The following is a 23,041-nucleotide window of genomic DNA, read 5'->3' on the forward strand; positions in this document are numbered from 1 at the left end:
TCACAACCATCCGCCGTTCCCGGCAAGCGCTGCGTTGTGATCAGCGAAGCCCACGACTGTAGCATAGGTTTTTCGGATGCGGAAGCCGCGCCAGTTTTTTACTGGATCAGCAGGCGGGAACGTATTCAATCGACGTTGGCTTGCAATGCTCGCCGTCAGAACGCCGTGAGTCCGGCCGACGACCGCGGACGACCGACGTCAAGGCAAGAGTCAGGCAGTCAGCGGGCGACCGTCACGCCTCTTCGTGGAAAGCTTCCTCGCGCTTGCTCTTGATGGACGGCAGCATCACGACGACGATCATCAGTGCCGCTGCAATCAGCAATCCGGCGGATAGTGGACGGGTCAGGAATGTGCTCCAGTCGCCCCGCGCCAGCAGCAACGCCCTGCGAAGGTTCTCTTCCATCATGGGCCCCAGAATGAAGCCCAGCAGCAGCGGCGCCGGCTCGCAGCTCAGCTTGTAGAAGACGTAGCCCAGCAGCGCAAACGCCGCAGTCATATAGACGTCAAAGCTGTTGTTGTTCAGCGAGTAGGTGCCAATGCAGCAAAAGACGACGATGGCCGGAAAGAGAAACCGGTAGGGCACTGTCAGCAACTTGATCCAAATGCCGATCAGAGGCAGGTTGAGCACGATCAGCATCAGATTGCCGATCCACATCGATGCGATCAACCCCCAGAACAGCTCCGGGTTGCTCGTCATGACCTGAGGCCCCGGCTGAATGCCCTTGATGGTCATGGCACCCACCATCAGCGCCATCACAGCATTTGGCGGAATGCCAAGCGTGAGCATCGGAATGAAAGAGGTCTGCGCACCGGCGTTGTTGGCGCTTTCTGGGCCGGCGACCCCTTGGATGGCGCCTTTGCCGAAGGGCACACGAGGATTGCGGACGACTTTCTTCTCCAAGGTGTAGGACGCGAAAGAGGCCAGCAGCGCGCCGCCACCGGGCAACACTCCCAGCACAGCGCCGAGGGCCGTGCCCCGCAGCACCGAAGGCCAGGCCTCCTTGAAGTCTTCCTTCGTCGGCCACAGGCCTTTCACCTCCTTGGTGAAGACCTCGCGATGTTCTTCGGGCTGACCCAGATTGGCGATGATTTCCCCGAAGCCGAACACGCCCATGGCGATGACCACGAAGCCAATGCCGTCAGTCAATTCAGGAACATCGAAGGAGAAGCGCGCCGTGCCGGTGATGACGTCGGTGTTGATCTGCCCGAGCAGCAGGCCAAGCACGATCATTGCAATGGCCTTGATGAGCGATCCCGACGCGAGCACAACGGCGCCGACCAGGCCGAGCACCATCAGTGAGAAATACTCGGCCGAGCCGAACTTGAAGGCCAGCTCGGTCAGCGGCGGCGCGAAGGCCGCGATGATGATGGTGCCCACGCAGCCGGCGAAGAAGCTACCCAGGCCGGCGGCCGCGAGCGCCGCACCGGCACGGCCGCGCCGGGCCATCTGATAGCCGTCGATGGCCGTCACGACGGAGCTGGACTCACCCGGCACATTGATCAGGATGGCCGTCGTCGAGCCTCCGTATTGAGCGCCGTAATAGATACCGGCCAGCATGATCAGGGCAGGTGTGGCGTCCAGCGTGTAGATGGACGGCAGCAGCATCGCGATGGTCGCGACGGGCCCCAGACCGGGCAGCACGCCAATAAGCGTTCCCAGCACCGACCCGAAGAAGCAGTACATCAGGTTCTGCAGCGTCAGCGCCGTATGGAACCCAAGACCCAGATTGTTCAGCAGGTCCATGGTGCCCTCAGCCCGTGATGTAGATGGGCCAGAGCGGGATGGTCAGCTTCAGGCCAAGGATGAACAGCGCCCAACTGCCGACCGTCAGCACAACACTGCTGATCAACACATCACGCCAGTGGAACTCATTGCCGGCCAAGGCGGACAACGTGATGAGCAACGGTAGCGTGCAGGCCAGCCCCAGGCGGGGCAGCGCGACGCCGAAGACGGCGATAGCGGCGACGATGATGAGCAAAGGGCGCCAGGCAATGGCGCCGATGGGATCGCCGCCTTCTGATTCCAGCGTCAACGCCTTGAAAAGCACGAGGCCGCCCAGCAAGGCCAGCAGGATGCCCAGGCCGAAGGGGAAATAACCCGGGCCTGGTCGGGCCGAGGTGCCGAAGGAGTATTCCGTCGAGCCCCATGCGAACGCCACGCCCACCACCAGGAACATCAGCCCGGACCAGAAGTCCCGCTGGCTTTTGATCTTCATTGCTTGTCGCCTCCGGCGCGCCGCGGGCGCGCGTTTTCTTGCCGGTGATTCTGGCAGTCGGGTCGACGCTGCCCGACTGTGGATTACACGTAAGACAAGAGAGACTAGCCTTCCCAGGACGGCGTGCTGCGCAACACCTCCTCCACCGTCGTCACCCCTTCCGCCACCTTCATCGCGCCGGCCAAGCGCAGTGGGCGCAGGCCCTCCTGCATGGCCTGACGACGCAGCGCGGCCAGGTCAGCGACCGAGGCCTTGACGCCTTCTGAAACGGTCAACAGTTCGTAAAGGCCAGCACGGCCGCGAAAACCCGTATTGCGACATTCCAGGCAGCCCACCGGCTTGAAAGGCTTGACGCCTCCACCCAGGCGCCAGTGCCGCACCAGCTCATTGAGGTTCTCCCGCGTGACCATGGGGTCGGGCTGCTTGCAGTGCGGGCACAGGGTGCGCACCAGCCGCTGGGCCAGCACACCAATGACGGTGGCGCTGATCAGATAGCTCGGCACGCCCAGGTCCATCAGCCGCGTGATCGCCGATACCGAGTCGTTGGTATGCAAGGTGCTAAAGACGAGGTGACCCGTCAACGCGGCCTGGATAGCCATCTCGGCCGTCTCCAGGTCGCGAATCTCGCCGACCATGATGATGTCCGGATCCTGGCGCATCAACGCGCGCAGGCCTTCGGCGAAACCGAGATCCAGCACGTTCTGCACCTGGGTCTGGTTGAAGGCCGGCTCGATCATCTCGATGGGGTCTTCGATGGTGCAGACATTGACCTCTTCGGTCGCCAGGCGCTTGAGCGTCGAGTACAGCGTCGTCGTCTTGCCGCTGCCGGTCGGGCCGGTCACCAGGATGATGCCGTGGGGCTGCTTGACCAGGCTCTCCCAGCGGTCGGAGTCGTGCTGGCCGAAGCCCAGGGACGACAGATCCTTGACAGCGGTCTCGGGGTCGAAGATGCGCATGACCATCTTCTCGCCGAAGGCGGTCGGCAGCGTCGACAGCCGCATTTCAACTTCGTCGCCGGCTGGGTTGCGCGTCTTGATGCGGCCATCCAGCGGGCGGCGCTTCTCGACGACGTCCATGCGGCCGAGCAGCTTGATGCGCGAGGTCATTGCGCCCATCACCGTCGGTGGCAGCTGGTAGACCGTATGCAGCACGCCGTCGATGCGGAAACGGATGACACCCATCTCGCGGCGCGGTTCAAGGTGAATGTCCGATGCGCGCTGGTCGAAGGCGTATTGCCACAGCCAGTCGACGACCTGTACGACGCCCTGGTCATTGGCATCGAGCTGCTTGTTGGTCTTGCCGAGTTCGACAAGCTGCTCGAAGCTGGCCACCTGGCTCTGCTCGCCCGCCTTGGCTGCGGCGCGTACCGAACGTGCCAGCGTGAAGAACTCGGTCGTGTAGCGCGCGATCTCCAGCGGGTTGGCAATGACGAGCTTGATGGGCTTGCGCACATGCGACTCAATCTGCGCGACCCAGCTGATGTCGAAGGGCTCGGATGTCGCGATCGTCACGTCATTGAGGCCGAACTGCACCGGCAGGCAGCGCTTGGCTTCGGCATAGCCGATGGACATCACGTCGCCGACGCGGCCCACGTCCACCTTCAGCGGGTCGATGCGCAGATAAGGCAATTTGGCGCGCACTGCCAGCCATTCGGACAATGCGTCCACATCCAGTGGCTTGCCAGTCGACAGGCGCACCAGAGCGGCGTGGCCCAGGCGAACGAGGGGATGCAAGGCGCTATCGCCGGCCGCGAAGCGCTGCTCCGTGCGCTGGACCTGGCTTTCGTCGATGAGGCCATCCTCCTGCAGCCAATGCAGCAGCTGGCGCCATTCCAGGCGGCCTTCAGTCTTCGTGGGGGCAGCCAGTGGCTTGGACTTGGTCGACATCGAGGCTCGGCTTCTCAAAGGGCGTTGAGGATGCTCATCGGCAGCGGCCGCACCAGCCTAAGCCATTTGCGGGCCGGCAACTTGAAGCGCGATTCGATATTAGCTGCGCGCTGCTCCAGGATGTCACGATGTGGCACCTGCACGCCGCGCGCCGCGACGACGACGGTGTTGCCCTCCTTGGTGGGCGCCAGGCTCCAGACCTGGTCCGACCCGAAGGCCTTGGCGATGCGCAATGCGCTGCGCGCAAAGCTCGCGCTGCGGCCGAACAGATTGACCGTCATCAGCCCGCCGTCCGCCAGCACGCCACGGCAGGCGGCGTAAAAGGCCTCGTCGTCCAGCACGGGCGACGCAGCGTCATGGTCGTAGAGATCCACGCTCAACACATCCACCGTCTGCAGGTTGGCGCTGTCATTGACCCAGGCCGCGGCGTCGCCGTTGACGACGCTCAACCGGGCATCGTTGCCCGGCAGACGGAACCACTGCCGGCAGGCGGCGATGACCTCGGGGTTGATCTCCACCGCCGTCGTGCGCATCTTCAGCTGGCCATGGCAAAAGCGCGTCAGCGCCGCGGCGCCCAGGCCGAGTTGCACGGCATGGCCTTCGCCCAGTGCGGCCGGGTCCCGCCACAACATCCAGGCGCACATGCGCTGGATGTACTCCAGCTCCAGCTGATCCGGCTTGCGAATGCGCATCGCACCTTGCACCCAGATCGAGTCCAGGTGCAGAAAACGCACGCCGTCGAATTCGCTCAGCGTCGCCGGGCCCCAGGTCGTTGGCTTGGGCTTCATCGCCCGGCCGTCAGCAGTCTTGTCATAGGCGGGATCCTAGGCCACCAGATACGGCGCCAGCCCGGCCCGCCAGGCGGCGATCTTGTCTGCCAGGCTCAGGCCGGCATGCGCTGGGCTCGTCGACGGCAGTCGCAGCACGGGCAAGGCCACGTCGCCCAGGGCCAGCAGCGTCTGCCGGTGAGCGAGCGCGCCGTTGCAGGCAATCGCGCGCAGCTGCGGCAGCCGGGTGACGAGATCAATCAGATCGCTCGGCTCGGCGGCTTCGATGGCCGTGTCCAGGCTGCCCTCGCGCCGGCAGGCAGCCACGGCGTCCCACAGCGCCACACGGCCGCGGCGCAATGCCTGCAGGCGCTCGGCATAGGGCCGCGTCGCCAGATCCGGTTCGCCCAGCAGCGCCGCCATGACGGGCCAGAAGGCATTGCGCGGATGCGCGTAGTACTGCGCTGCCTGCAGCGAAGCAGCGCCGGGAAAGCTGCCGAGCACCAGCAGGCGGGCCTGGGCGTCAAACACCGGCGCGAGGCCGACAAGACGCTCGATTTCGGGGTTTGGAGGCCTGGCAAACACGGCCGGCAGCTGCGACGATGCGCGGGTTTTCACAGGGAGTGACTCGACATGATGAATACGGAAGCCATCTGGCTGTTTCTCAGCACCCAGGGCGTGGACTTCGGCTTGAAGATTCTCGCGGCCATCGCCGCCTGGGTCGTGGGCCGGTGGCTCATTTCAATCGCGCTGCGTGTGTTCTCGGCGGCGCTGGAGCGCGGCAAGCGCATCGACTCGACGCTGGCCACCTATCTGCGCTCCATCCTCAGCGTGCTGCTGAACCTGGTGCTGATCCTCGCGATTCTGGACATCTTCGGCGTCAAGACCACCTCCTTCGCCGCCTTGCTGGCCGGCGCGGGCCTGGCTATCGGCACCGCCTGGGGCGGGTTGCTGACCCACTTCGCGGCCGGTGTCTTCATGCAGGTGCTGCGCCCTTTTAAGGTGGGCGACTTCGTGCAGGCCGGTGGCGTGACCGGCACGGTGACCGAGATTGGCCTCTTTGGCACGACTATCAACACGCCGGACAACGTGCACACCCTGGTCGGCAACAACACCGTGTTCAGCAGCGCCATCCAGAACTACTCGGCGCAGGCGTTCCGCCGCGTCGACTGCCTGGCCAAGGTCGCCAACAGCGTGGACCCGCTGGACGCCATCGCGCGGCTGCGTCCGGCCATCGCGGCCATTCCCAATGTGCTGGCCAAGCCGGCGCCCGATATCGAGATCCTGCAGTTCACGCCCGAAGGCCCGCTGCTGTGCGTGCGGCCGTACTGCCACACGGACCATTACTGGCAGGTCTACTTCGACACCCACAAGGCCGTCGTCGCGACCTTTGGCGCCGCCGGCTACCCGGTGCCCGAAACGCCCCTCGCGCCGCGCAATCGCTGAACCTGGAGAAACCATGGCTGACCTGACCGCCCGCGTCGCCGGGCTGTGGCGCTACCCCGTCAAGTCGTGCGCCGGCGAAGCCGTCAATACCCTGCTGCTGGACGGCGACGGCTGGCCCGTGGGCGACCGCGGCTGGGGCATCGTCGACGCGGGCGGCGAGCTGACCTGGATGGGCGCGCACCCACGGCTCGCGCTGGTCCACGCCCGGTTGGTGGGCTCGGACCTTGAGTTACAGGCCTTGGGCCGATCGTTGACAGTGCCCGGCGAAGGCGGCGACGCGCTGGAAGTGCGCGGCTGGAACGGCGAACGCCAGGACTTCGACGTGCTGCAGGTCTGGGATGCTGGCGAAGACGCGGCCGCGCTGCTGAAGGCGACCACGGGCGAGCCGCTGCGGCTGGTGCGCTTGAGCATTGAGGCACAGCGCCGGCCCATCCTCAATGCACTGCACATCGTCGGCGAGGGTTCGCTGCAGTCCTGGCAGGACGCCATGGCCCAGCCGCTGAACGGGCCGGCACAGCGTGCGCGACCCAATCTGCTGCTCAGCGCCGAAGACGGCGGCGACCTGCCGCCCTTCATCGAGGACATCCTGGTCGAGGCCCGCGTCGGCGCACTGACGCTGCGCCGCACAACGGTCTGCGTGCGCTGCGTCGTGCCAACGGTGGACCCGGCGAGCGGCGAACCGCAGCCGGTCGTGCTGGACGCCTTGACCCGGCTCAGCGCCGAGCGCGCCCCGGGCGCACCAGTGCAGTTCGGTGTCTATGCGCGTGGCGACGGCACGGGGACCCTGCGCATCGGCGACCGCGTGGACCTGTCGCTGAATTTCGGCGAGGCCTGATCAGCCCAGCCGTGGCAGCGCGGCGCGCGCGTTGGCGCTGGTGATTGCCGCCGTCTGCTCAAGCGTCCAGCCGCGCAGCTCGGCCAGGCTTTCGGCAATGCGCGGCAGCTCGGCCGACTCGTTGCGCGCCTGGCCAGGGCTGGCTTCACGCTGCTCGGCCGTCTTGTAGAGCCACTGCGGCGGGATGTCCGGCGCATCAGTCTCCATGACGAGCGCCGTATCCGGCACGCTGGCCGCGATGCGGCGGATCTGCAGCGAGCGCTCAAACGTCAGCGTGCCGCCAAAGCCGAGCTTGAAGCCCAGCTTGATGAAGGCTTGCGCCTGCTGCTCGCTGCCATTGAAGGCATGCGCAATGCCGCCCTGCGTGAAGCCGACACGGCGCAGGCCGGCCAGCAGCTTGTCGGCGCTGCGCCGCACATGCAGCAGCACCGGCAGGCCAGCGCGCTTGGCGAGCTTGAGCTGCTCGACGTAGAAATGCTGCTGGGTGTCGGGGTCGATGCCCTCGACGAAATAGTCCAGGCCGATCTCGCCGACGGCGACGAGGCGCGGATCGGCATGATGCGTCTCCACCGCTTCGGCGAGTTTTTCCAGATCGCCCGCGGCGGCGCCCATCACGCACAGCGGATGGATGCCCAGGGCGTAGGTGAAGTCGTGCTGAATGGCCAGCAGGCGCACCGTGTCGAGGTTGTGCGCATCGACGGCGGGAATGACGATCTGCGCGACGCCCGCGGCCCTGGCACGCGCGACGACGGCGTCGCGGTCAGCGTTGAACTCGGCCGCGTCGAGGTGGCAGTGGGTGTCTATCCAAGACACGGTGAATCTCTATTCAAACTTGACGAGGCGAATGGTTTGCACGAACAAATCGAAGGCGAGTGAGATTGCCTCCTTTGCATCATCCTCAAGCATTCGATCGGGATGCAAGTCACCTTCGCGGTAGCGCCGGACAGGGCCTTTCGGATCGTCTGGCGGACGGAAGTGCCCTAGCGGGTTCCGGTGCTCTCGCACCATGTGGGCCCGCTTTATCTGCTCCGCACTCAAGATCCCACGCTCATGTGCCAAGTCAAACAACCGCTGCGTTGACTTCGGGACCTTGTCGTCGCTCAGGCCCAAATGGAGTAGCTCCTCGGTCAGTGTCTGTTCAATGAGCGCAAGGGCCGTCAAGACGACAGCGATGAAGTTGCCTTGTACGAAACAAACTCGCGCCTCCTCTCGAAGACGAAACTGCTCAAATCGCCCGATGAGTACAGGAGGTGCCGTGGGCAGCATTGAGAGCCAAACCAAGCGATCAGCGCGATCGTCTCTAGTGTTGCTGTCCGACTCCGCCAAAGCATCAATCAACTGAGAGCGAAGTTCTGGACTGATCATGCTGGCTCCCTGGGCGTTAACTCACCGGAACACCACCGTGCGGTTGCCGTTGAGCAACACCCGGTGCTCGGCATGCCACTGGATGGCCCGCGCCAGCGCCACGCATTCCATGTCGCGGCCGATGCCCACGAGCTGTTCGGGCGGCATGCTGTGGTCGATGCGGGCGACTTCCTGCTCGATGATCGGGCCCTCGTCGAGGTCGCTGGTCACGTAATGGGCCGTCGCACCGATCAGCTTGACACCACGCTCGTAGGCCTGGTGATAGGGCTTGGCGCCCTTGAAGCTGGGCAGGAAGCTGTGGTGGATGTTGATGGCCCGGCCGCTCAGGTCGCGGCACAGCTCGGGCGACAGGATCTGCATGTAGCGCGCCAGCACGACGAGGTCGATCTGGTTTTCGGCCACCACTTCGCGGATCTTGGCTTCCTGCGCCTGCTTCTGTGCGTCGGTGGCGCCCAGCAGCGGGAAGTGGTGGAAGGGAATGTTGTGCGAGGCCGCGAGCTGATAGAAGTCGCGGTGGTTGGAGACGATGGCCGGGATCTCGATGGGCAAGTGCCCGGTCTGCACGCGGAACAGCAGATCGTTCAGGCAATGGCCGAGCTTGGACACCAGCAGCAGCACACGGGTCTTGCGGGCGCGGGCCACCAGCTCCCAATCCATGTCGAACTGGGCGGCCAGCGGCGCAAACGCGGCCTGCAGTGCGGCCTCCTCGGCCTTGGCCTCGAACTCGATGCGCATGAAGAAGCGCGCATGGTCAGCGTCACCATGCTGGTGGGAGGTCAGGATGTTGCCGCCTTCGCGCAGCAGCACACCGGTGACGGCATGCACGATGCCGGCGCGGTCGGGGCATGAAAGCTTGAGGATGAATCGCGGGGTCATGCGGTCGTTGCAGGGGCTTGGAACTGGCCCGCCACCAGCAGCAGCTGCCGATCGCAGCGCGCCGCCAGGTCGCGGTCATGGGTGACGAGAACGAAGGCGGTGCCGGACTCGCGGGCGCGCTCCAGCATCAGCTCGAAGACGACCGCGGCGGTGTCGCGGTCGAGGTTGCCGGTGGGCTCGTCGGCCAGCACGCAGGCCGGGCGGGTGACAAGGGCCCGGGCGATGGCCACGCGCTGGCGTTCGCCACCCGACAGCTCGGACGGGCGGTGCTGCACACGCTCCTTCAGGCCGACGCGGGCCAGCATCTCGGCGGCCGTTTCGCGCGCCTGGGCAGGCGTCTGGCGGCGGATGCGCAGCGGCATCGCGACGTTGTCCAGCGCCGAGAACTCGGGCAGCAGGTGGTGGAACTGGTAGACGAAACCCAGCTGCTGGTTGCGCCAGCGGCCACGCTCGGCCTCATCCATGGACGCCAGCGACCGGCCCATCAGCGTGACGGCGCCCGAGGTCGGCACGTCCAGGCCGCCGAGCAGGTGCAAGAGCGTGCTCTTGCCCGAGCCCGAAGCACCGACGATGGCCAGCGTCTCGCCGCGCGACACATGCAGGTCCACGCCCTTGAGCACGGTGACGTCCAGGCCGCCTTCGCTGAAGCGGCGGGTCAAGGCCGCGGCCTGAAGAATCTGATCACTCATAACGCAGCGCCTCCGCCGGCTGCACGCGGCTGGCGCGCCAGCTTGGGTAGAGCGTGGCGAGGAAGGACAGGGCCAGGGACACCAGCGCAATCGGCACGATGTCGCCTTGCTGCGGGTCGCTGGGCATCTGGCTGATGACGTAGATGCTGCCGGGCAGGAAGCTGACGTTGAGCAGGCGCTCGATGGTGGGCACGATGACGTCGATATTGCAGGCCACCAACAGCCCCAGGCCCACGCCAGACAGCGTGCCGATGACGCCGGCCACCGCGCCCTGCACGATGAACACACCCATGATGGAGCGCGGGCTGGCGCCGAGCGTGCGCAGGATGGCGATGTCGCTCTGCTTGTCGGTCACTGTCATCACCAGCGTGGACACCAGATTGAAGGCGGCGACCGCGACGATCAGCGTCAGGATGATGCTCATCAGGCGCTTCTCGATCTGCACGGCGTCGAACCAATTGGCGTTGGAACGCGTCCAGTCACGCACCAGGATGTCCGGGCCCATGGTGCCCTTGAGTTCGGCTGCGACGCGGCGGGCGTCGTGCACGTCGCGCAGCTTGAGCTGCACGCCGGTCGGGCCACCGGTGCGGTAGAGCTTGGCCGCGTCGTCGATGTGGATCAGGGCCAGGCCCGAGTCGTACTCGTAGTGGCCGGCGCTGAAGGTGCCGACCACATTGAAGCTCCTGTATCGCGGCGAGGCGCCCATCGGCGTGACCTGGGCGCCGGGCGCGACGACGGTGATTTTGTCGCCCACACCCACGCCCAGCTGGCGTGCCAGCTCCGCGCCCAGCACGATGTTCCAGGCGCCGGGCTGCAGTTGGGCGAAGACGCCGTCCTTGAGCTGCGCACCGAGGCCGGTGACCGTCGCTTCCTCGGCCGGCGAGATGCCACGGATGATGGCGCCGCGCATGTCCTCGCCGCGCGCGATCAGGCTCTGGCTGGCGACAAACGGTGCCGCACCCATCACCTCGGGGTTCTGCCTGGCCTTGGCCGCCGTGGCCTGCCAGTCCGGCAGCGCCTGGCCGGTGTACTCCAGCAGCTCGATGTGGGCGATGACGTTGAGCATGCGGTCGCGCACTTCCTTCTGGAAGCCGTTCATCACCGACAGCACGATGATCAGCGCCGCCACGCCCAGCGCGATGCCCAGGATGGACACGCTCGAGATGAAGCTGATGAAGCGGTTGCGCCGCCCGCCGCGGCCGGCGCGCGTGTAGCGCCAGCCGACCTGGAGTTCAAACGGCAGGGTCATGGGGCTTTGCAAAGGCGTACGGCATGGGGCCGGGATGGTAACTGGCAGGCCGTGGCGAGAATGGCACCCGACCTCTTCTGGAATCGCGATGAAGCCCTTGTCTGTCCTGCTGCCAGCCTGTCTTCTGACATTCGCCCTGGCCGCCCCGGCCGCGGCCGCGCCCGATCTCGTCATCCTGGTGCGCCACGCCGAGCGCGCCACCGAGCCCACGGGGGACCCCGCGCTGACGCCCGCTGGCGAGCAGCGCGCCCAGGCCCTGGCCCAGGCGCTGGCCGGCCTGCACGTGAACAGCATCCTGACGACGCAGTTCCGCCGCACGCGCGACACCGCCGCGCCACTGGCCAAGGCGCTGGGCCTGCAGCCGCGCATCGTGGACGCCAAGGGCGCCGCCCATGTGCAGGCGGTGGTCGACGCGGTGCGCGCCCAGACCGGCGTGGTGCTCGTCGTCGGCCACAGCAACACCGTCACGGCCGTGCTGGCTGCGCTGGGCGGCCCGAAGCTGGCGGACCTGTGCGAGACGAGCTTTCATCACGCCTTCTTGCTGCAGCCAGCAACCGAGCCGCCGCGCTGGGCGCAGTTCAGCTATGGCGCGCCAAGCGGAGCGCCCGAAGCGAACTGTCTCTAGGGCCTGTTAACACTACGGCAACGGATCGCGTTGTGGCCAGAAAGGCCGAGAGCAAGGCGCAAAGCGGAGTCGGGTTGGACACCCGGCGAGCATTTGCAACGCCGCGCGCGGCCCTTCTGGCCACAACCCGAAGGGAAGGCCCGCCGCCAGGGGCCACTCGGCGTTGCGCCACTGGCCCGCACATGAGTGCGGGCGGCGCGCCGCGCCTTGATTGGCCCCTGGCGGCGGGCCTTCGCGACCCATTGCCGTAGTGTTAACAGGCCCTAATGCAGCATCTGCTCCACCTCGGCCGCCGGGTCGCCGGTGGCGGCGATCTTGGCGGCGAGCAGGTCCAGGTCCAGATGCAGGTGCTCGATCAGCTCGGGCACGGCCACCTTCAGCGCATGCACGGGCTCGTCATGGTGCTCGGCGGCATCCGCCAGCACCTCGGCCACGTGCAGCACGGCCGCGATCAGCGAGAAGGGGCGGATCTCCAGCGGCGTGTTGGCGTCCTTGAAGGCCTCCACCATCGCCTGCGGGAAATGCCAGTGCGCAGCCAGCGACGCGGTCACGTCGGCGTGGGTGCAACCGAAGCGGTGCTCCTCCAGCGAGAAGCGGCTGCCGGGCTCGGCGGCATGGGTCTCGACGTCGGCCACCAGATGCGGCTCGTCCAAGGCCATCAGCAGCTGGCCGGTGCGCAGCATCAGCCCCGCGAGGTAGGCGGTGTCGGCCGTGGCCGCATCGGCGCCCAGCATGCGGGCCAGGATGCGCGCGTAGTTGGCCGTGGCGACCCCGTGGCGCCAGAAGGTGGCCCGGTCCAGACCCTGGACCTTGGGAAAGGCACCGCTCAGGCAGGCGGCCATGGTGAGGTTGCGCAGCGTCTCCAGGCCCAGCGCATGGGCGGCGTCAATGACGGTAGCGATCTGGTGCGCGGGGCTGTAGTGCGCCGTGTTCGCCAGGCGCAACACCTTGGCGGTCAGCGCTGCGTCCTTCTCGATCAGCGCGGCGATCTGCGAAATGCCGACGTTGTCGTCGTCGAAGCTCTTCAAGAGCCGCGAGGCCACCTCGGGCATGGTCGGCAGGGCGTTGTGCCTGACGAAGAAACGTTCGGCAGCTGCACTCATCTTTGACCTCCGGGGTGATGACAGTCGGGCCAGTCTAGGACGAAGGCCGCGGACTCGCCACGGACTTCACGTCAGGGCCTGTTAACACCACGGCAATGGGCCGCGAAGGCTAGCCGCCAGGGGCCAATCAAGGCGCAGCGCGCCGCCCGCACTCATGTGCGGGCCAGCGGTGCAACGCCGAGTGGCCCCTGGCGGCTAGCCTTCCCTTCGGGTTGCGGCCGGAAAGGCCGCGCGCGGCGTTGCAAAATCCTCGCCGGGCACCCAGCCCGGCTGCGATTTGCGCCTTGCTCGCGGCCTTTCTGGCCACAACGCGGCCCGTTGCCGTGGCGTTAACAGGCCCTAAACGATCAGCAATGCGCGGAAGTCATTCACATTCGTGAAGCTCGGCCCCGGGACGAGCAGGTCGCCCAGCGGCGCGAAGAAACTGGCGCTGTCGTGCGCGTCCAGCAGGGCCTGCGGATTGAGCCCCAGGGCGCGGGCGCGGCCCAGGCTGCTGGGAGTCAGCAAGGCACCGGCATGGGGGCCAACACCGTCGATGCCGTCGGTGTCGGCGGCCAGCGCATAGACACCGGGCTCGCACTGCAGGGCCAGCGCACAGCCGAGCAGGAACTCGGTGGCTCGGCCGCCTTTTCCAATTGCGGCCGCGGGCCGGCTCGGGTCGACGGTCACCGTCGTTTCGCCGCCGGACAGGATCACGCAGGGCCTGGCAAAGGGCTCGCCGCGGCGTGCGACGGCGCGAGCGAGCGCCGCATGCATGCCGCCGACCACGCGCGACTCGCCTTCGATCTCGTCGCTGAGGATGTGGGCAGCGATGCCCTGCTCGCGGGCAAAGGCGGCGGCCGCCTCCAGGCTCATTTGCGGCGTGGACAGCATGACGAGTTCATGGCCGGCTTGGGCGAAGTCACCGGGCTTGGGCGTCTCGAAGGTGCCTGACTCGAGTCCGGCGCGGGCGGCGGCGGGCAGCTCGATCTTGTAGCGCCGGCAGATGGCCAGCGCATCGGCGCAGGTGGTCGGGTCGGCCACCGTCGGGCCGGAGGCGATGACGGCCGGGTCGTCACCGGGCACGTCGCTGATCGCCAGCGTCAGCACCCGCGCCGGCGCGCAGGCCGCGGCCAGCCTCCCGCCCTTGACGGCCGACAGATGCTTGCGCACGCAGTTCATCTCGTCGATGGCCGCGCCGCTGTTCAGCAGGGCGCGGTTGATCGCCTGCTTGTCGGCCAGCGTCAGGCCGGGCGCGGGCAGGCTCATCAAGGCGGAGCCGCCGCCGGAGATCAGGCAGATGACCAGGTCGTCGGCAGTCAGGCCGAGGGTCAGGGCCAGCAGCTTCTCGCTGGCGGCCAGGCCGGCGGCGTCCGGCACTGGATGAGCCGCCTCGACGACCTGCAGCCGGCGCGGCTTGTAGTTCGGCGGTACATGGCCGTAGCGGGTGATGACGAGGCCCGACAGCTTGGCGTCGGCCGGCCAGGCGGCTTCCAGCGCCTGGGCCATGGAACTGCCCGCCTTGCCCGCGCCTAGCACCAGGGTGCGGCCCTTGGGCGGCGGCGGCAAATGCGCCGCCAACACCCGCCCGGGCAGCGCGCGCGCGACGGCCACGTCATAGAGCTGCCGCAGCAGCGCACGCGGGTCCAGGCTCATGCCAGGCTCATGGCTGCTGAGCCCAGCGGCCGATCAACGCGCGCTCTTCTTCCGTCAGGCCGGTCGCGTTATTCAGCGGCATGGCGCGCTGCACGATGACCTGCTGGTAGATCTGGGCCTTGTGGGCGCTCAGGCCCTCGGCCGAATCCAGCCGCACGCCCTTCTGCGCCACCTCGCCGGTATGGCAGGCCAGGCAACGCTGGGCGGCGATCGCCTGAACCTGCTCGAGCGTGACCGGCGCGGCCGCGGCGGCCTGCGGCGCGGGCGCCATTCTGACGATGAGCCCACCGATGAGTAACGCTGCCAGGCCCAGCGAATCCCAGCCGTTCACGCCCTTGTGCCGCTTCACGAAGAAGATGCGGATCGACACGCCCGCGGCCATCAACACGCACAGCACCAGCCAGTTGTCCGGCCGCTGGTACAGCATGCCGTAGTGGTTGCTGAGCATGGCGATCAGCACCGGCAGGCCGAAATAGGTGTTGTGGACGCTGCGCTGCTTGCCGCGCTGGCCGTAGATGGGGTCGGGCTTCTGGCCGGCACGCATCTGCGCGATGACCTTCTTCTGGCCCGGGATGATCCAGTGCGCCACGTTGGCCGTCATCATGGTGGCCAGCGTCGCGCCGACGATCAGGAAGGCCGCGCGGCCGGCGAAGAGATGACAGGCCAGCCAGCTTTCCAGCGCGACAAAGGCAGCGACGACGGCCATCACGCGGCCGTCATTGCCGATTTGCCCATCCTTGGTGCGGCCGAGGGCCTGGCAGGCGATGTCATAGACCGCCGAGCCGACGACCAGGAAGCCCAGCGCCGCCGCCACGGCCTGCCAGGGCGCGCCCCAGGTATGGACGCGCGGGTCGATCAGCATCTGGCTGGCATTGCACAGGTAGAGCACGACGAACAGCGCAAAACCGCTCATCCACGTCCAGTAGCTCTCCCAATAGAACCAGTGCAAGTCCTGCGGCAGGTTGGCCGGCGCCACCATGTACTTCTGCGGGTTGTAGAAGCCGCCGCCGTGCACGGCCCAGAGTTCGCCGTCCACGCCCTTGGCCTTGAGGTCATCGGCGGTCGGCCTGACGAGGTGGTTGTCCAGCCAGACGAAGTAGAAGGACGCGCCGATCCAGGCGATGACGGTGATGACGTGCAGCCAGCGCAGCAGCAGGCTGGCCCAGTCGAGGAGGTAGATATCCATGAGCGGTGGTGTTCTCGCACGGCCCCACCACGGCGGGTGCTGTGGGGCCCAGGGGTCGCGTCAGCGCAGGCTCAACGCCTCCGACACCGCTGCGACAGGGCGGAAGTGTATGCAGCAGCGGCGCCTTGGCGTCAGCCCTTCTTGAACCCGACGTAGGCCACGCCGATCACCGCACCGCGGCCGTCCTTGATCGGGCTGTAGCAGGCATCGAACCGTTTGCCCAGCACTTCCACTTCGCCGCTGAAGGACTGGCCCCGGCTGATCGTCTCGTAGGCCTTGGCTCGCGCCAGCGGCGTACCCACGCCGCGCGTGCCCTCGGGCGTGAGCACATTGGTGCTGATGCGCACGAACTCGTCGCCGGACTTCACGAACACCGTGGCCGTGGCACCGGTCTTTCGCTTGAGGTCGTCCACCAGCTCGTAGTCGTTGTTCAGCTTGCGCGCGCCGAAGTAAAGGCCGGGCACCTGCTTGCCGCCTGACGTTTCAGTGCCCCGGAGCTCGGGCGCACCGAGTTGTGCCAGGCGCGCCTGCATGTCGGCGATGAGGGCCTGGGGGTTGCCGGCCGCGTGCAGCCGGAAGAACGCAACGGCGCCGACGAGTTGCTGCGCCTGATCGCGCAGGCTTTCGGCGGCGGCGGCGCTCTGCTCCACCAGGGCGGCGTTCTGCTGCGTGCTGCGGTCCATCTGGACGACGGATTCGCCCACGTCGTTCACGTGCCTGGCCTGCACGGCGCCAGCGGCGCTGATCTCGTTGACGATGCGGTCCACCTTCTGGATGGCGTCCACCACCTGCTGCATCGTCTCGCCCGCGCCGTCCACCTGCCGCGAACCCTGCTGCACCTGCTCGCCGCTGTCGGCAATGAGCTGCTTGATCTCCTTCGCGGCGTTGGCACTGCGTTGCGCGAGGCCACGCACTTCGCCGGCGACGACCGCAAAGCCTCGGCCCTGCTCACCCGCGCGAGCCGCCTCCACCGCGGCATTGAGCGCCAGGATGTTGGTCTGGAAGGCGATGCCGTCGATGACGCCGATGATCTCGGCGATACGTGCCGAGCCGTGGCTGATGGCCTGCATGGTGTCCACCACCCCGCCCACCGCGGCACCGCCGCGCTCGGCCACGCCGCAAGCCGTCGTGGCCACGCTGCTGGCATCGCGTGCATGGTCCGCACCGAGCAGCACCTGCTGACGTAGCGTCTCCATCGCGCCCGCCGTGCGCTGCAACTCCGCGGCCTGCAACTCGGTGCGGTGGGAGAGGTCGGTGTTGCCGGTGGCGATTTCGGCGCTGGCCATGGCCACGCTCTCGGCACCCTCGCGCACCTGAGCGACAACCGTGATGAGCCGCTGCTGCATCTGCGCCAGACCCGCCATCACGCTGGCCTGGTCGCCGGGTTTGACGGGCACGTGGTGGGTCAGGTCACCTTGGGCAACATACTGCAGTTGCTGCGCCACGACGCGCGGCTCGCCGCCCAGCTCGCGCAGCAGCGCACGCGACAGCACGACGGCCAGCGCCACGACGGACAGGAGGCTGGTGATCAGCAGGCTCCAGATGAGTGCCTGCCCCAGCGATTGCAGCGCCGCCACGCCGAGCGCCACCGTCAGCATGACCAGCCAGCCGAAGGCCAACCCAAGCTTGTGCGCGGTCGACAGTCCGGCCCGCTTCTCGTTCAACGCCATGTCAATTCTTCGTGCACGCGCCAACCGCAGCAGGCGCCGCCGCCGGCGTCGAAAGAACGGGTTGGGCCATCAAAATCTCCGTGTCGGGGCGCATGAGTGCAAACAGCAAAATTGATCCTGCAGCCCGGGAGTATTGGCTGCATCCGAAGGTGCCGAAAGCTCGACGCCGGCGTTGTAACACCGCGTGCCGCGATTTAGTTCACGGCAATGCAAGAACCTGTGCCAACGCCGCAATTGCGATGACCGCCGGCTGTTTGCCCGCCACGCCGGGCACCCCGATGGGGCATACGACGCGAGCCAGGTCGGCCTCCGTGAACCCGCGGGCCTCCAGGCGTTGACGAAAGCTCGCCCATTTGGTGCGGCTGCCGATCATGCCGATGAAGACCAGGTCGCCCCGCTCGCGCTGGCGCTTCAGGCAGGCGGCAATGATCTCGAAGTCCTCGGCATGGTTGTGGGTCATGACGAGGGCGGCCGAGCCGGATGCGAGGTCGCCCACAGCATCGGCTGGTGGGTCGCAGATCTCCTGGCGCCAGCTGTTCGCGAGCGGCTCCACAGGGAACTGGCCCTCACGGCTGTCGATCCAGTGCAGTGCCAGGGGCAACTCGCGGGCGATATGGGCGATGGCCAGGCCGACATGGCCGGCGCCAAACAGGGCCAGGGGCCGCAGCGATTGCAGGGGCAATCGGGCGGCCAGATCCTCGCCCGTCGTGATGCGCTCGAAGCGCAACCAGACCACGCCGCCGCAGCATTGACCCAGGCTCGGCCCGAGGGGGTAGCGCACCTCGTCGGCCAGCTCGCTGCCAGCCAGCGCGGCTCGTGCCCGGGCAATAGCGTCGAATTCCAGATGGCCGCCGCCGACCGTCCCGCTGATGCCATCTGCAGCCACCGTCATCCAGGCGCCCACCTCGCGCGGCACGCTTCCGGTGAAGCGGGCAACGGTGACGAGGATGCAAGCAGATTCAGGCACGCTTGGCCTTTCTCTTCATCCGCAGACGCTTGAAGCGCAGGAATACACCCAAGCCCAATACGGCCAACGCACCACCCAGCATGAATCTGCCGAAAGCCGCCGCGACCGCACCACCACTCCACAGGCCGAACATCGCCAGCCCGTCGACAAACCCATAGAGGCCATCGCCGAGACCCTCGGCCCAGCGCGAGCGCTTCGGTGAAGGTTCAGCTGCCACGGTATGTCGAGTAAGCCCAGGGCGAGGCGAGCAGTGGCACGTGATAGTGGCTGCCCTCATCGGCGATACCGAAGTCCAGCGGCACCTCGTCCAGGAATGCCGGCTCCGGCAAGGCCTGGCCACGTCCACGGAAATAGGCCGCAACTTCGAAGACCAGGCGGTAGCGCCCGGCGGTGAAGGTGGCGCCTTCCAGCAGGGGGCCGTCGGCGCGGCCGTCCCCATTCAGGTGCAGGCTGCGCAGCCACTTGGGGCCTTCGGCGTCGAAGCGGTACAGGCGCACGGCCATGCCGGCGGCGGGGCAGCCATTGGCGGTGTCGAGAACATGTGTTGTGAGCTTGCCCATGGAATCTCCGTCGATTGATGCAAAGTGTAGGGATGAGCACGCCCCATCAGCCCCGGTATCCCCGCGACCTCGTCGGCTATGGCGAGAACCCGCCCCACGCGCAATGGCCCGGCGGCGCCCGGGTGGCCGTGCAGTTCGTCCTCAACTACGAAGAGGGCGGCGAGAACTCCGTGCTGCATGGTGACGCCGGCAGCGAGCAGTTCTTGTCCGAGATGGCCAACCCACCCAGCTTCCCGGCGCGGCACCTGAGCATGGAAGGCATCTACGAGTACGGCTCGCGCGTGGGCGTGTGGCGGCTGCTGAAGGAGTTCGAGCAGCGCGCGCTGCCGTTGACGGTCTTCGGCGTGGGCATGGCGCTGGAGCGTTCGCCCGAAGTGACCCAGGCCTTCGTCGAACTCAACCACGAGATCGCCTCCCACGGCTGGCGCTGGGTGCACTACCAGAACATCGACGAGGACACCGAACGCGCCCATATGGCCCAGGCGATGGCAAGCCTCAAGCGCCTGACGCTGGGCCGTGACCCCCACGGCCTGGGCTGGTACACCGGCCGCGACAGCCCCAACACCCGCCGCCTGGTGGCCGATTTCGGCGGCTTCGACTACGACAGCGACTACTACGGCGACGACCTGCCCTTCTGGCTGCAGGTCAGGAAGACCAATGGCGAGCTGGCGCCGCACCTCGTCGTGCCCTACACGCTGGACTGCAACGACATGCGCTTCGCCCTGCCTCAGGGCTTCAGCCATGGCGAGCCCTTCTTCGAATACCTGCGTGACAGCTTCGATGTGCTCTATGCCGAGGGCGCCGACAGCCCGAAGATGATGAGCATCGGCATGCACTGCCGCCTGCTCGGCCGCCCGGGCCGCATGCGGGCCCTGCAGAAGTTCCTGGACCACATCGAGGCGCATGACCGCGTCTGGGTCTGCCGGCGGCTGGACATCGCGCGACACTGGAAAACCGTTCACCCCTTTGACGCCAAGACGGCCTTCGTCTGGGAATGATGAAACTCGACGACCTCAACAACGCCAGCGCCGCGGACTTTGTCGCGCTGCTGGACGGCACCTACGAACACTCCCCCTGGATCGCCGAGCGCGCTGCCGCGGCACGCCCGTTCAAGTCGCTGGCTGCGCTGAAGGTCGCGCTGGCCCGTGTCGTACGCGAAGCGACGGTGGATGAACAGCTCGGCCTGATCCGCGCCCATCCCGAGCTGGCCGGCAAGGCCGCCGTCGCCGGCAAGCTGACGGCCGAGTCGACGAACGAGCAGCAGAAAGCCGGGCTGACGGCCTGCACGCCCGAGGAGTTCGAGAAGCTCCAACTGCTCAATGCGAAGTACAACGAGCGGTTTGGCTTTCCCTTCATCCTGGCGGTGCGCGGGCCGCGTGGCACGGGCTTCGCGCGCGCCGAGATCATCGCGACCTTCGAGCGCCGGCTGCGCGCCCACCCCGACCTGGAGCGCGCCGAGTGCCTGCGCCAGATCCATCGCATCGCGGAGATCCGACTGAATGACAAATTTGGCGTTCGGCCCGAGCTGGGCGAGCAGCTGTGGGACTGGGCCGCCCAGTTGGCCGTTCACAGCGAGGCCGAGGACTTTCTGACCTGCACCTACGCCACGCCCACGCACACGGCCGTTGCCGAGCAGCTGATGGCCTGGATGCGCGATTGCGGCTTTGACGAGGTCAGCCGCGATGCGGTCGGCAATGTCGTGGGCGTCTACAACGGCACGGGCGCCGACAAGCGGTTGCTGACTGGCAGCCACTACGACACCGTGCGACGCGCCGGCCGCTTCGATGGGCGGCTGGGCATCTTTGTGCCCATGCTGGTCGTGCGCAAGCTGCATCGCGCCGGCAAGCGGCTGCCCTTTGGCCTCGAGGTTGTGGGCTTCTCCGAGGAAGAGGGTCAACGCTACCCAGCGGACTTTCTCGGCTCGAGCGCGCTGATCGGCGCCTTCCAACCCGCCTGGCTGGACCAGACCGACGCCGCCGGCATCACGCTGCGGGATGCGATGCAGGCCGCCGGGCTGCCGGGCACGGCGCAGGCTATCCAGACGGTCAAGCGCGACCCGTCGCGCTACCTCGGCTTTGTCGAAGTCCACATCGAGCAAGGCCCGGTGCTCGACAGCCTGGACCTGCCCCTGGGCATCGTCACCAGCATCAACGGCAGCCGCCGCTACACCGGCGAGATCATCGGCCTGGCCAGCCACGCCGGCACAACGCCCATGGGCCAACGCCGCGACGCCGCGGCGGGCGTGGCCGAGCTGATCCTGTTCACGGAACAGCGGGCCGCAGCGGTGCCGGACGTCGTCGGCACGGTCGGCATGCTGGAAGTGCCTTCTGGCTCCATCAACGTCATCCCCGGTCGCTGCCGTTTCAGCCTCGACCTGCGCGCAACGACCGACACAGCCCGCGACGCACTCGACGCCGACGTGCGCGCCAAGCTCGAGGAGATCTGCCTGCGCCGCGGCCTGAGCTTCACACTGCAGCCGACGTTGGCCGCCAACGCGGCGCCGAGCGATGCGGCCTGGCAGATGCGCTGGGAGGCCGCCGTCACCGGGCTGGGCCTGCCCATCCGCCGCCTGCCCTCTGGCGCCGGCCATGACGCGATGAAGCTGCACGAGCTGTTGCCGCAGGCCATGCTGTTCGTGCGCGGCGGCAATGGCGGCATCAGCCACAACCCGTTGGAGTCGGTGACGGTAGATGACGCCGACCTGTCCATCCGGGCATTTGAACGTTTGATCGATACCCTATGACTCAGAACCGCATTGATGCCTGGATCAGCGAGAACTTCGACGACGAAGTCCGCTTCCTCCAAGCCCTCGTCCGCATCCCAACCGACACCCCGCCCGGCAACAACGCGCCGCACGCCTACCGCACGGCCGAGCTGCTGGCGGAACTGGGCTTCGAGGCAGAGAAGCACACCGTGCCCGCCGCCGAGGTGTATGCGGCCGGCATGCAGTCCGTCACCAACCTGATCGTCCGCCACCGCTTCAGCGAGGACGGCCCGACCATCGCGCTCAACGCCCACGGCGACGTGGTGCCCCCGGGCGAAGGTTGGACGCATGAGCCGTACGGGGCCGAGATCGTCGACGGCAAGCTCTACGGCCGCGCGTCGGCCGTCAGCAAGAGCGACTTCGCGACCTACACCTTCGCGCTGCTGGCTCTCAAGAACTCGGGCCTGCCGCTGAAGGGCGCCGTCGAGCTGCACTTCACTTACGACGAGGAATTCGGTGGCGAACTCGGCCCCGGCTGGCTGCTCAGGCACGGCCTCACCAAGCCCGACTACCTGATCGCGGCCGGCTTCAGCTACCAGGTCGTCACCGCCCACAACGGCTGCCTGCAGATGGAAGTGACCCTGCACGGCCTGGCCTCGCACGCGGCCTATCCGAGCACGGGAATCGACGCGCTGCAGGCCGCCAACAAGCTGCTGACGGCCCTCTACGCGCACAACGACGTGCTGAAGATGCGCCGCTCCGAGGTGGCTGGCATCACCCACCCCTACCTGAACGTCGGCCGCATCGAAGGCGGCAGCAACACCAATGTCGTGCCCGGCAAGGTGGTCATCAAGCTGGACCGCCGCATGATTCCCGAGGAAGACCCGACCGCGGTGGAGGCCGAGGTGCGTGCGCTGATTGAAAACACCGTCGCCGCGAGCCCCGGCATCAAGCTCGACATCAAGCGCCTGCTGCTGGCCCATTCGATGAAGCCGCTGCCCGGCGCCACGCCATTGGTGGCCGCGCTGCAAAGGCACGGCGAGGCCGTGTTCGGCGAGCCCATCCCGACCTCGGGCACCCCGCTCTACACCGACGTGCGCCTGTACACGGCCCACGGCATCCCGGCCGCCATCTACGGCGCCGGGCCGCGCACGGTGCTTGAGAGCAATGCCAAGCGGGCCGACGAGCACCTGGTGCTGGACGATCTCAAGCGCGCCACGCAGGTGGTGGCACGAGCGCTGGCAGAGCTGCTGGACACCTGA

At 67.2% G+C, this 23,041-nt stretch carries 22 protein-coding genes and 1 pseudogene; 6 read left to right on the forward strand and 17 right to left on the reverse strand.

Annotated features, from left to right (window positions below):
- Positions 1–232 precede the first annotated feature (232 nt).
- The 5 genes from ACXJKJ_RS25965 to ACXJKJ_RS25985 form a co-directional block, all read right to left on the reverse strand.
- A complete protein-coding gene (locus ACXJKJ_RS25965; RefSeq protein WP_056192690.1) occupies positions 233–1,744 on the reverse strand; it encodes a tripartite tricarboxylate transporter permease in 1,512 nt (503 codons plus the stop codon).
- Between the two features lie 7 nt (positions 1,745–1,751).
- The gene (locus ACXJKJ_RS25970; protein ID WP_056192693.1) at positions 1,752–2,216 is read right to left on the reverse strand and encodes a tripartite tricarboxylate transporter TctB family protein; all 465 of its coding nucleotides are present in this window, start codon (positions 2,214–2,216) and stop codon (positions 1,752–1,754) included.
- Between the two features lie 104 nt (positions 2,217–2,320).
- Entirely contained in the window at positions 2,321–4,102 is a 1,782-nt protein-coding gene (locus ACXJKJ_RS25975) for a GspE/PulE family protein (RefSeq protein WP_056192696.1), read from the reverse strand.
- A 14-nt stretch (positions 4,103–4,116) separates the two neighbouring features.
- Positions 4,117–4,890, reverse strand: coding sequence for a spermine/spermidine synthase domain-containing protein (locus tag ACXJKJ_RS25980; protein ID WP_056192699.1), 774 nt, complete (start codon positions 4,888–4,890; stop codon positions 4,117–4,119).
- Positions 4,891–4,926: 36 nt separating this feature from the next.
- The gene (locus ACXJKJ_RS25985; protein WP_457393621.1) at positions 4,927–5,487 is read right to left on the reverse strand and encodes a DNA-deoxyinosine glycosylase; all 561 of its coding nucleotides are present in this window, start codon (positions 5,485–5,487) and stop codon (positions 4,927–4,929) included.
- A gap of 18 nt (positions 5,488–5,505) precedes the next feature.
- Between ACXJKJ_RS25985 and ACXJKJ_RS25990 the strand changes: the two genes are divergently transcribed.
- Both ACXJKJ_RS25990 and ACXJKJ_RS25995 read left to right on the forward strand, forming a co-directional pair.
- Positions 5,506–6,315 (forward strand): mechanosensitive ion channel family protein, encoded by an 810-nt coding sequence (locus ACXJKJ_RS25990; protein ID WP_056193115.1) that lies wholly within the window; start codon positions 5,506–5,508, stop codon positions 6,313–6,315.
- Between the two features lie 13 nt (positions 6,316–6,328).
- The gene (locus ACXJKJ_RS25995; RefSeq protein WP_457393623.1) at positions 6,329–7,150 is read left to right on the forward strand and encodes an MOSC domain-containing protein; all 822 of its coding nucleotides are present in this window, start codon (positions 6,329–6,331) and stop codon (positions 7,148–7,150) included.
- Here the strand turns inward: ACXJKJ_RS25995 and ACXJKJ_RS26000 are convergent, their stop codons facing one another.
- From ACXJKJ_RS26000 to ACXJKJ_RS26020, 5 genes are read right to left on the reverse strand one after another with little or no spacing between them, the layout of a single operon-like run.
- Positions 7,151–7,963 carry a TatD family hydrolase gene (locus tag ACXJKJ_RS26000; protein WP_457393625.1) on the reverse strand — a complete coding sequence of 271 codons (813 nt, stop codon included), beginning with the start codon at positions 7,961–7,963 and terminating at the stop codon, positions 7,151–7,153.
- Positions 7,964–7,972: 9 nt separating this feature from the next.
- A complete protein-coding gene (locus tag ACXJKJ_RS26005; protein WP_457393627.1) occupies positions 7,973–8,515 on the reverse strand; it encodes a hypothetical protein in 543 nt (180 codons plus the stop codon).
- Between the two features lie 21 nt (positions 8,516–8,536).
- Positions 8,537–9,391 (reverse strand): formyltetrahydrofolate deformylase, encoded by an 855-nt coding sequence (gene purU / locus ACXJKJ_RS26010; RefSeq protein ID WP_056192710.1) that lies wholly within the window; start codon positions 9,389–9,391, stop codon positions 8,537–8,539.
- Positions 9,388–10,080 carry a lipoprotein-releasing ABC transporter ATP-binding protein LolD gene (lolD, locus tag ACXJKJ_RS26015; RefSeq protein ID WP_457393629.1) on the reverse strand — a complete coding sequence of 231 codons (693 nt, stop codon included), beginning with the start codon at positions 10,078–10,080 and terminating at the stop codon, positions 9,388–9,390. The genes purU and lolD overlap by 4 nt, the downstream gene beginning before the upstream one ends.
- Positions 10,073–11,329 (reverse strand): lipoprotein-releasing ABC transporter permease subunit, encoded by a 1,257-nt coding sequence (locus ACXJKJ_RS26020; protein WP_457393631.1) that lies wholly within the window; start codon positions 11,327–11,329, stop codon positions 10,073–10,075. The genes lolD and ACXJKJ_RS26020 overlap by 8 nt, the downstream gene beginning before the upstream one ends.
- A gap of 88 nt (positions 11,330–11,417) precedes the next feature.
- Between ACXJKJ_RS26020 and ACXJKJ_RS26025 the strand changes: the two genes are divergently transcribed.
- On the forward strand, positions 11,418–11,954 hold the full coding sequence (locus ACXJKJ_RS26025) for a histidine phosphatase family protein (protein WP_457393633.1): 537 nt from the start codon (positions 11,418–11,420) through the stop codon (positions 11,952–11,954).
- A 263-nt stretch (positions 11,955–12,217) separates the two neighbouring features.
- Here the strand turns inward: ACXJKJ_RS26025 and ACXJKJ_RS26030 are convergent, their stop codons facing one another.
- The 7 genes and pseudogenes from ACXJKJ_RS26030 to uraH all read right to left on the reverse strand — a co-directional run bounded on the left by ACXJKJ_RS26030 (position 12,218) and on the right by uraH (position 19,075).
- On the reverse strand, positions 12,218–13,057 hold the full coding sequence (locus tag ACXJKJ_RS26030; protein WP_056192721.1) for an HDOD domain-containing protein: 840 nt from the start codon (positions 13,055–13,057) through the stop codon (positions 12,218–12,220).
- Between the two features lie 339 nt (positions 13,058–13,396).
- Complete coding sequence (locus ACXJKJ_RS26035) at positions 13,397–14,692, reverse strand: glycerate kinase type-2 family protein (protein WP_457393635.1); 1,296 nt, start codon at positions 14,690–14,692, stop codon at positions 13,397–13,399.
- A gap of 7 nt (positions 14,693–14,699) precedes the next feature.
- Positions 14,700–15,878 carry a urate hydroxylase PuuD gene (locus ACXJKJ_RS26040; RefSeq protein ID WP_457393637.1) on the reverse strand — a complete coding sequence of 393 codons (1,179 nt, stop codon included), beginning with the start codon at positions 15,876–15,878 and terminating at the stop codon, positions 14,700–14,702.
- Between the two features lie 131 nt (positions 15,879–16,009).
- Positions 16,010–17,395 (reverse strand): annotated as a pseudogene (locus ACXJKJ_RS26045) (methyl-accepting chemotaxis protein); the annotation flags it as partial.
- A 352-nt stretch (positions 17,396–17,747) separates the two neighbouring features.
- Positions 17,748–18,515, reverse strand: a complete 768-nt coding sequence (xdhC, locus tag ACXJKJ_RS26050; RefSeq protein WP_457393639.1) for a xanthine dehydrogenase accessory protein XdhC — start codon at positions 18,513–18,515, stop codon at positions 17,748–17,750.
- Positions 18,508–18,732 (reverse strand): hypothetical protein, encoded by a 225-nt coding sequence (locus tag ACXJKJ_RS26055; protein WP_457393641.1) that lies wholly within the window; start codon positions 18,730–18,732, stop codon positions 18,508–18,510. The genes xdhC and ACXJKJ_RS26055 overlap by 8 nt, the downstream gene beginning before the upstream one ends.
- Entirely contained in the window at positions 18,722–19,075 is a 354-nt protein-coding gene (uraH, locus tag ACXJKJ_RS26060; RefSeq protein ID WP_457393643.1) for a hydroxyisourate hydrolase, read from the reverse strand. Before uraH ends, ACXJKJ_RS26055 begins: the two co-directional genes overlap by 11 nt.
- Before the next feature lie 32 nt (positions 19,076–19,107).
- On the opposite strand from uraH, the gene puuE reads away from it, so the two are divergent.
- The 3 genes from puuE to ACXJKJ_RS26075 are packed head-to-tail and all read left to right on the forward strand — an operon-like array spanning position 19,108 to position 23,041.
- Complete coding sequence (puuE, locus tag ACXJKJ_RS26065) at positions 19,108–20,073, forward strand: allantoinase PuuE (protein WP_457393645.1); 966 nt, start codon at positions 19,108–19,110, stop codon at positions 20,071–20,073.
- A complete protein-coding gene (gene uraD, locus ACXJKJ_RS26070; protein ID WP_457393647.1) occupies positions 20,070–21,818 on the forward strand; it encodes a 2-oxo-4-hydroxy-4-carboxy-5-ureidoimidazoline decarboxylase in 1,749 nt (582 codons plus the stop codon). The genes puuE and uraD overlap by 4 nt, the downstream gene beginning before the upstream one ends.
- Positions 21,815–23,041, forward strand: coding sequence for a M20/M25/M40 family metallo-hydrolase (locus ACXJKJ_RS26075; protein WP_457393649.1), 1,227 nt, complete (start codon positions 21,815–21,817; stop codon positions 23,039–23,041). Before uraD ends, ACXJKJ_RS26075 begins: the two co-directional genes overlap by 4 nt.

It is taken from the genome of Roseateles sp. P5_E1, assembly GCF_054049335.1.

What these genes read in the sequence shown, in the direction of transcription:
- ACXJKJ_RS26030 (WP_056192721.1), bottom strand. Translation starts at nt 13,057, where the DNA reads ATGAGTGCAGCTGCCGAACGTTTCTTCGTCAGGCACAACGCCCTGCCG.
- ACXJKJ_RS26035 (WP_457393635.1), bottom strand. Translation starts at nt 14,692, where the DNA reads ATGAGCCTGGACCCGCGTGCGCTGCTGCGGCAGCTCTATGACGTGGCC.
- purU (WP_056192710.1), bottom strand. Translation starts at nt 9,391, where the DNA reads ATGACCCCGCGATTCATCCTCAAGCTTTCATGCCCCGACCGCGCCGGC.
- ACXJKJ_RS25980 (WP_056192699.1), bottom strand. Translation starts at nt 4,890, where the DNA reads ATGAAGCCCAAGCCAACGACCTGGGGCCCGGCGACGCTGAGCGAATTC.
- uraD (WP_457393647.1), top strand. Translation starts at nt 20,070, where the DNA reads ATGATGAAACTCGACGACCTCAACAACGCCAGCGCCGCGGACTTTGTC.
- ACXJKJ_RS25970 (WP_056192693.1), bottom strand. Translation starts at nt 2,216, where the DNA reads ATGAAGATCAAAAGCCAGCGGGACTTCTGGTCCGGGCTGATGTTCCTG.
- ACXJKJ_RS25975 (WP_056192696.1), bottom strand. Translation starts at nt 4,102, where the DNA reads ATGTCGACCAAGTCCAAGCCACTGGCTGCCCCCACGAAGACTGAAGGC.
- ACXJKJ_RS26020 (WP_457393631.1), bottom strand. Translation starts at nt 11,329, where the DNA reads ATGACCCTGCCGTTTGAACTCCAGGTCGGCTGGCGCTACACGCGCGCC.
- lolD (WP_457393629.1), bottom strand. Translation starts at nt 10,080, where the DNA reads ATGAGTGATCAGATTCTTCAGGCCGCGGCCTTGACCCGCCGCTTCAGC.
- ACXJKJ_RS26075 (WP_457393649.1), top strand. Translation starts at nt 21,815, where the DNA reads ATGACTCAGAACCGCATTGATGCCTGGATCAGCGAGAACTTCGACGAC.
- uraH (WP_457393643.1), bottom strand. Translation starts at nt 19,075, where the DNA reads ATGGGCAAGCTCACAACACATGTTCTCGACACCGCCAATGGCTGCCCC.
- ACXJKJ_RS25965 (WP_056192690.1), bottom strand. Translation starts at nt 1,744, where the DNA reads ATGGACCTGCTGAACAATCTGGGTCTTGGGTTCCATACGGCGCTGACG.
- ACXJKJ_RS26040 (WP_457393637.1), bottom strand. Translation starts at nt 15,878, where the DNA reads ATGGATATCTACCTCCTCGACTGGGCCAGCCTGCTGCTGCGCTGGCTG.
- ACXJKJ_RS26025 (WP_457393633.1), top strand. Translation starts at nt 11,418, where the DNA reads ATGAAGCCCTTGTCTGTCCTGCTGCCAGCCTGTCTTCTGACATTCGCC.
- ACXJKJ_RS25995 (WP_457393623.1), top strand. Translation starts at nt 6,329, where the DNA reads ATGGCTGACCTGACCGCCCGCGTCGCCGGGCTGTGGCGCTACCCCGTC.
- ACXJKJ_RS25990 (WP_056193115.1), top strand. Translation starts at nt 5,506, where the DNA reads ATGAATACGGAAGCCATCTGGCTGTTTCTCAGCACCCAGGGCGTGGAC.
- ACXJKJ_RS26005 (WP_457393627.1), bottom strand. Translation starts at nt 8,515, where the DNA reads ATGATCAGTCCAGAACTTCGCTCTCAGTTGATTGATGCTTTGGCGGAG.
- puuE (WP_457393645.1), top strand. Translation starts at nt 19,108, where the DNA reads ATGAGCACGCCCCATCAGCCCCGGTATCCCCGCGACCTCGTCGGCTAT.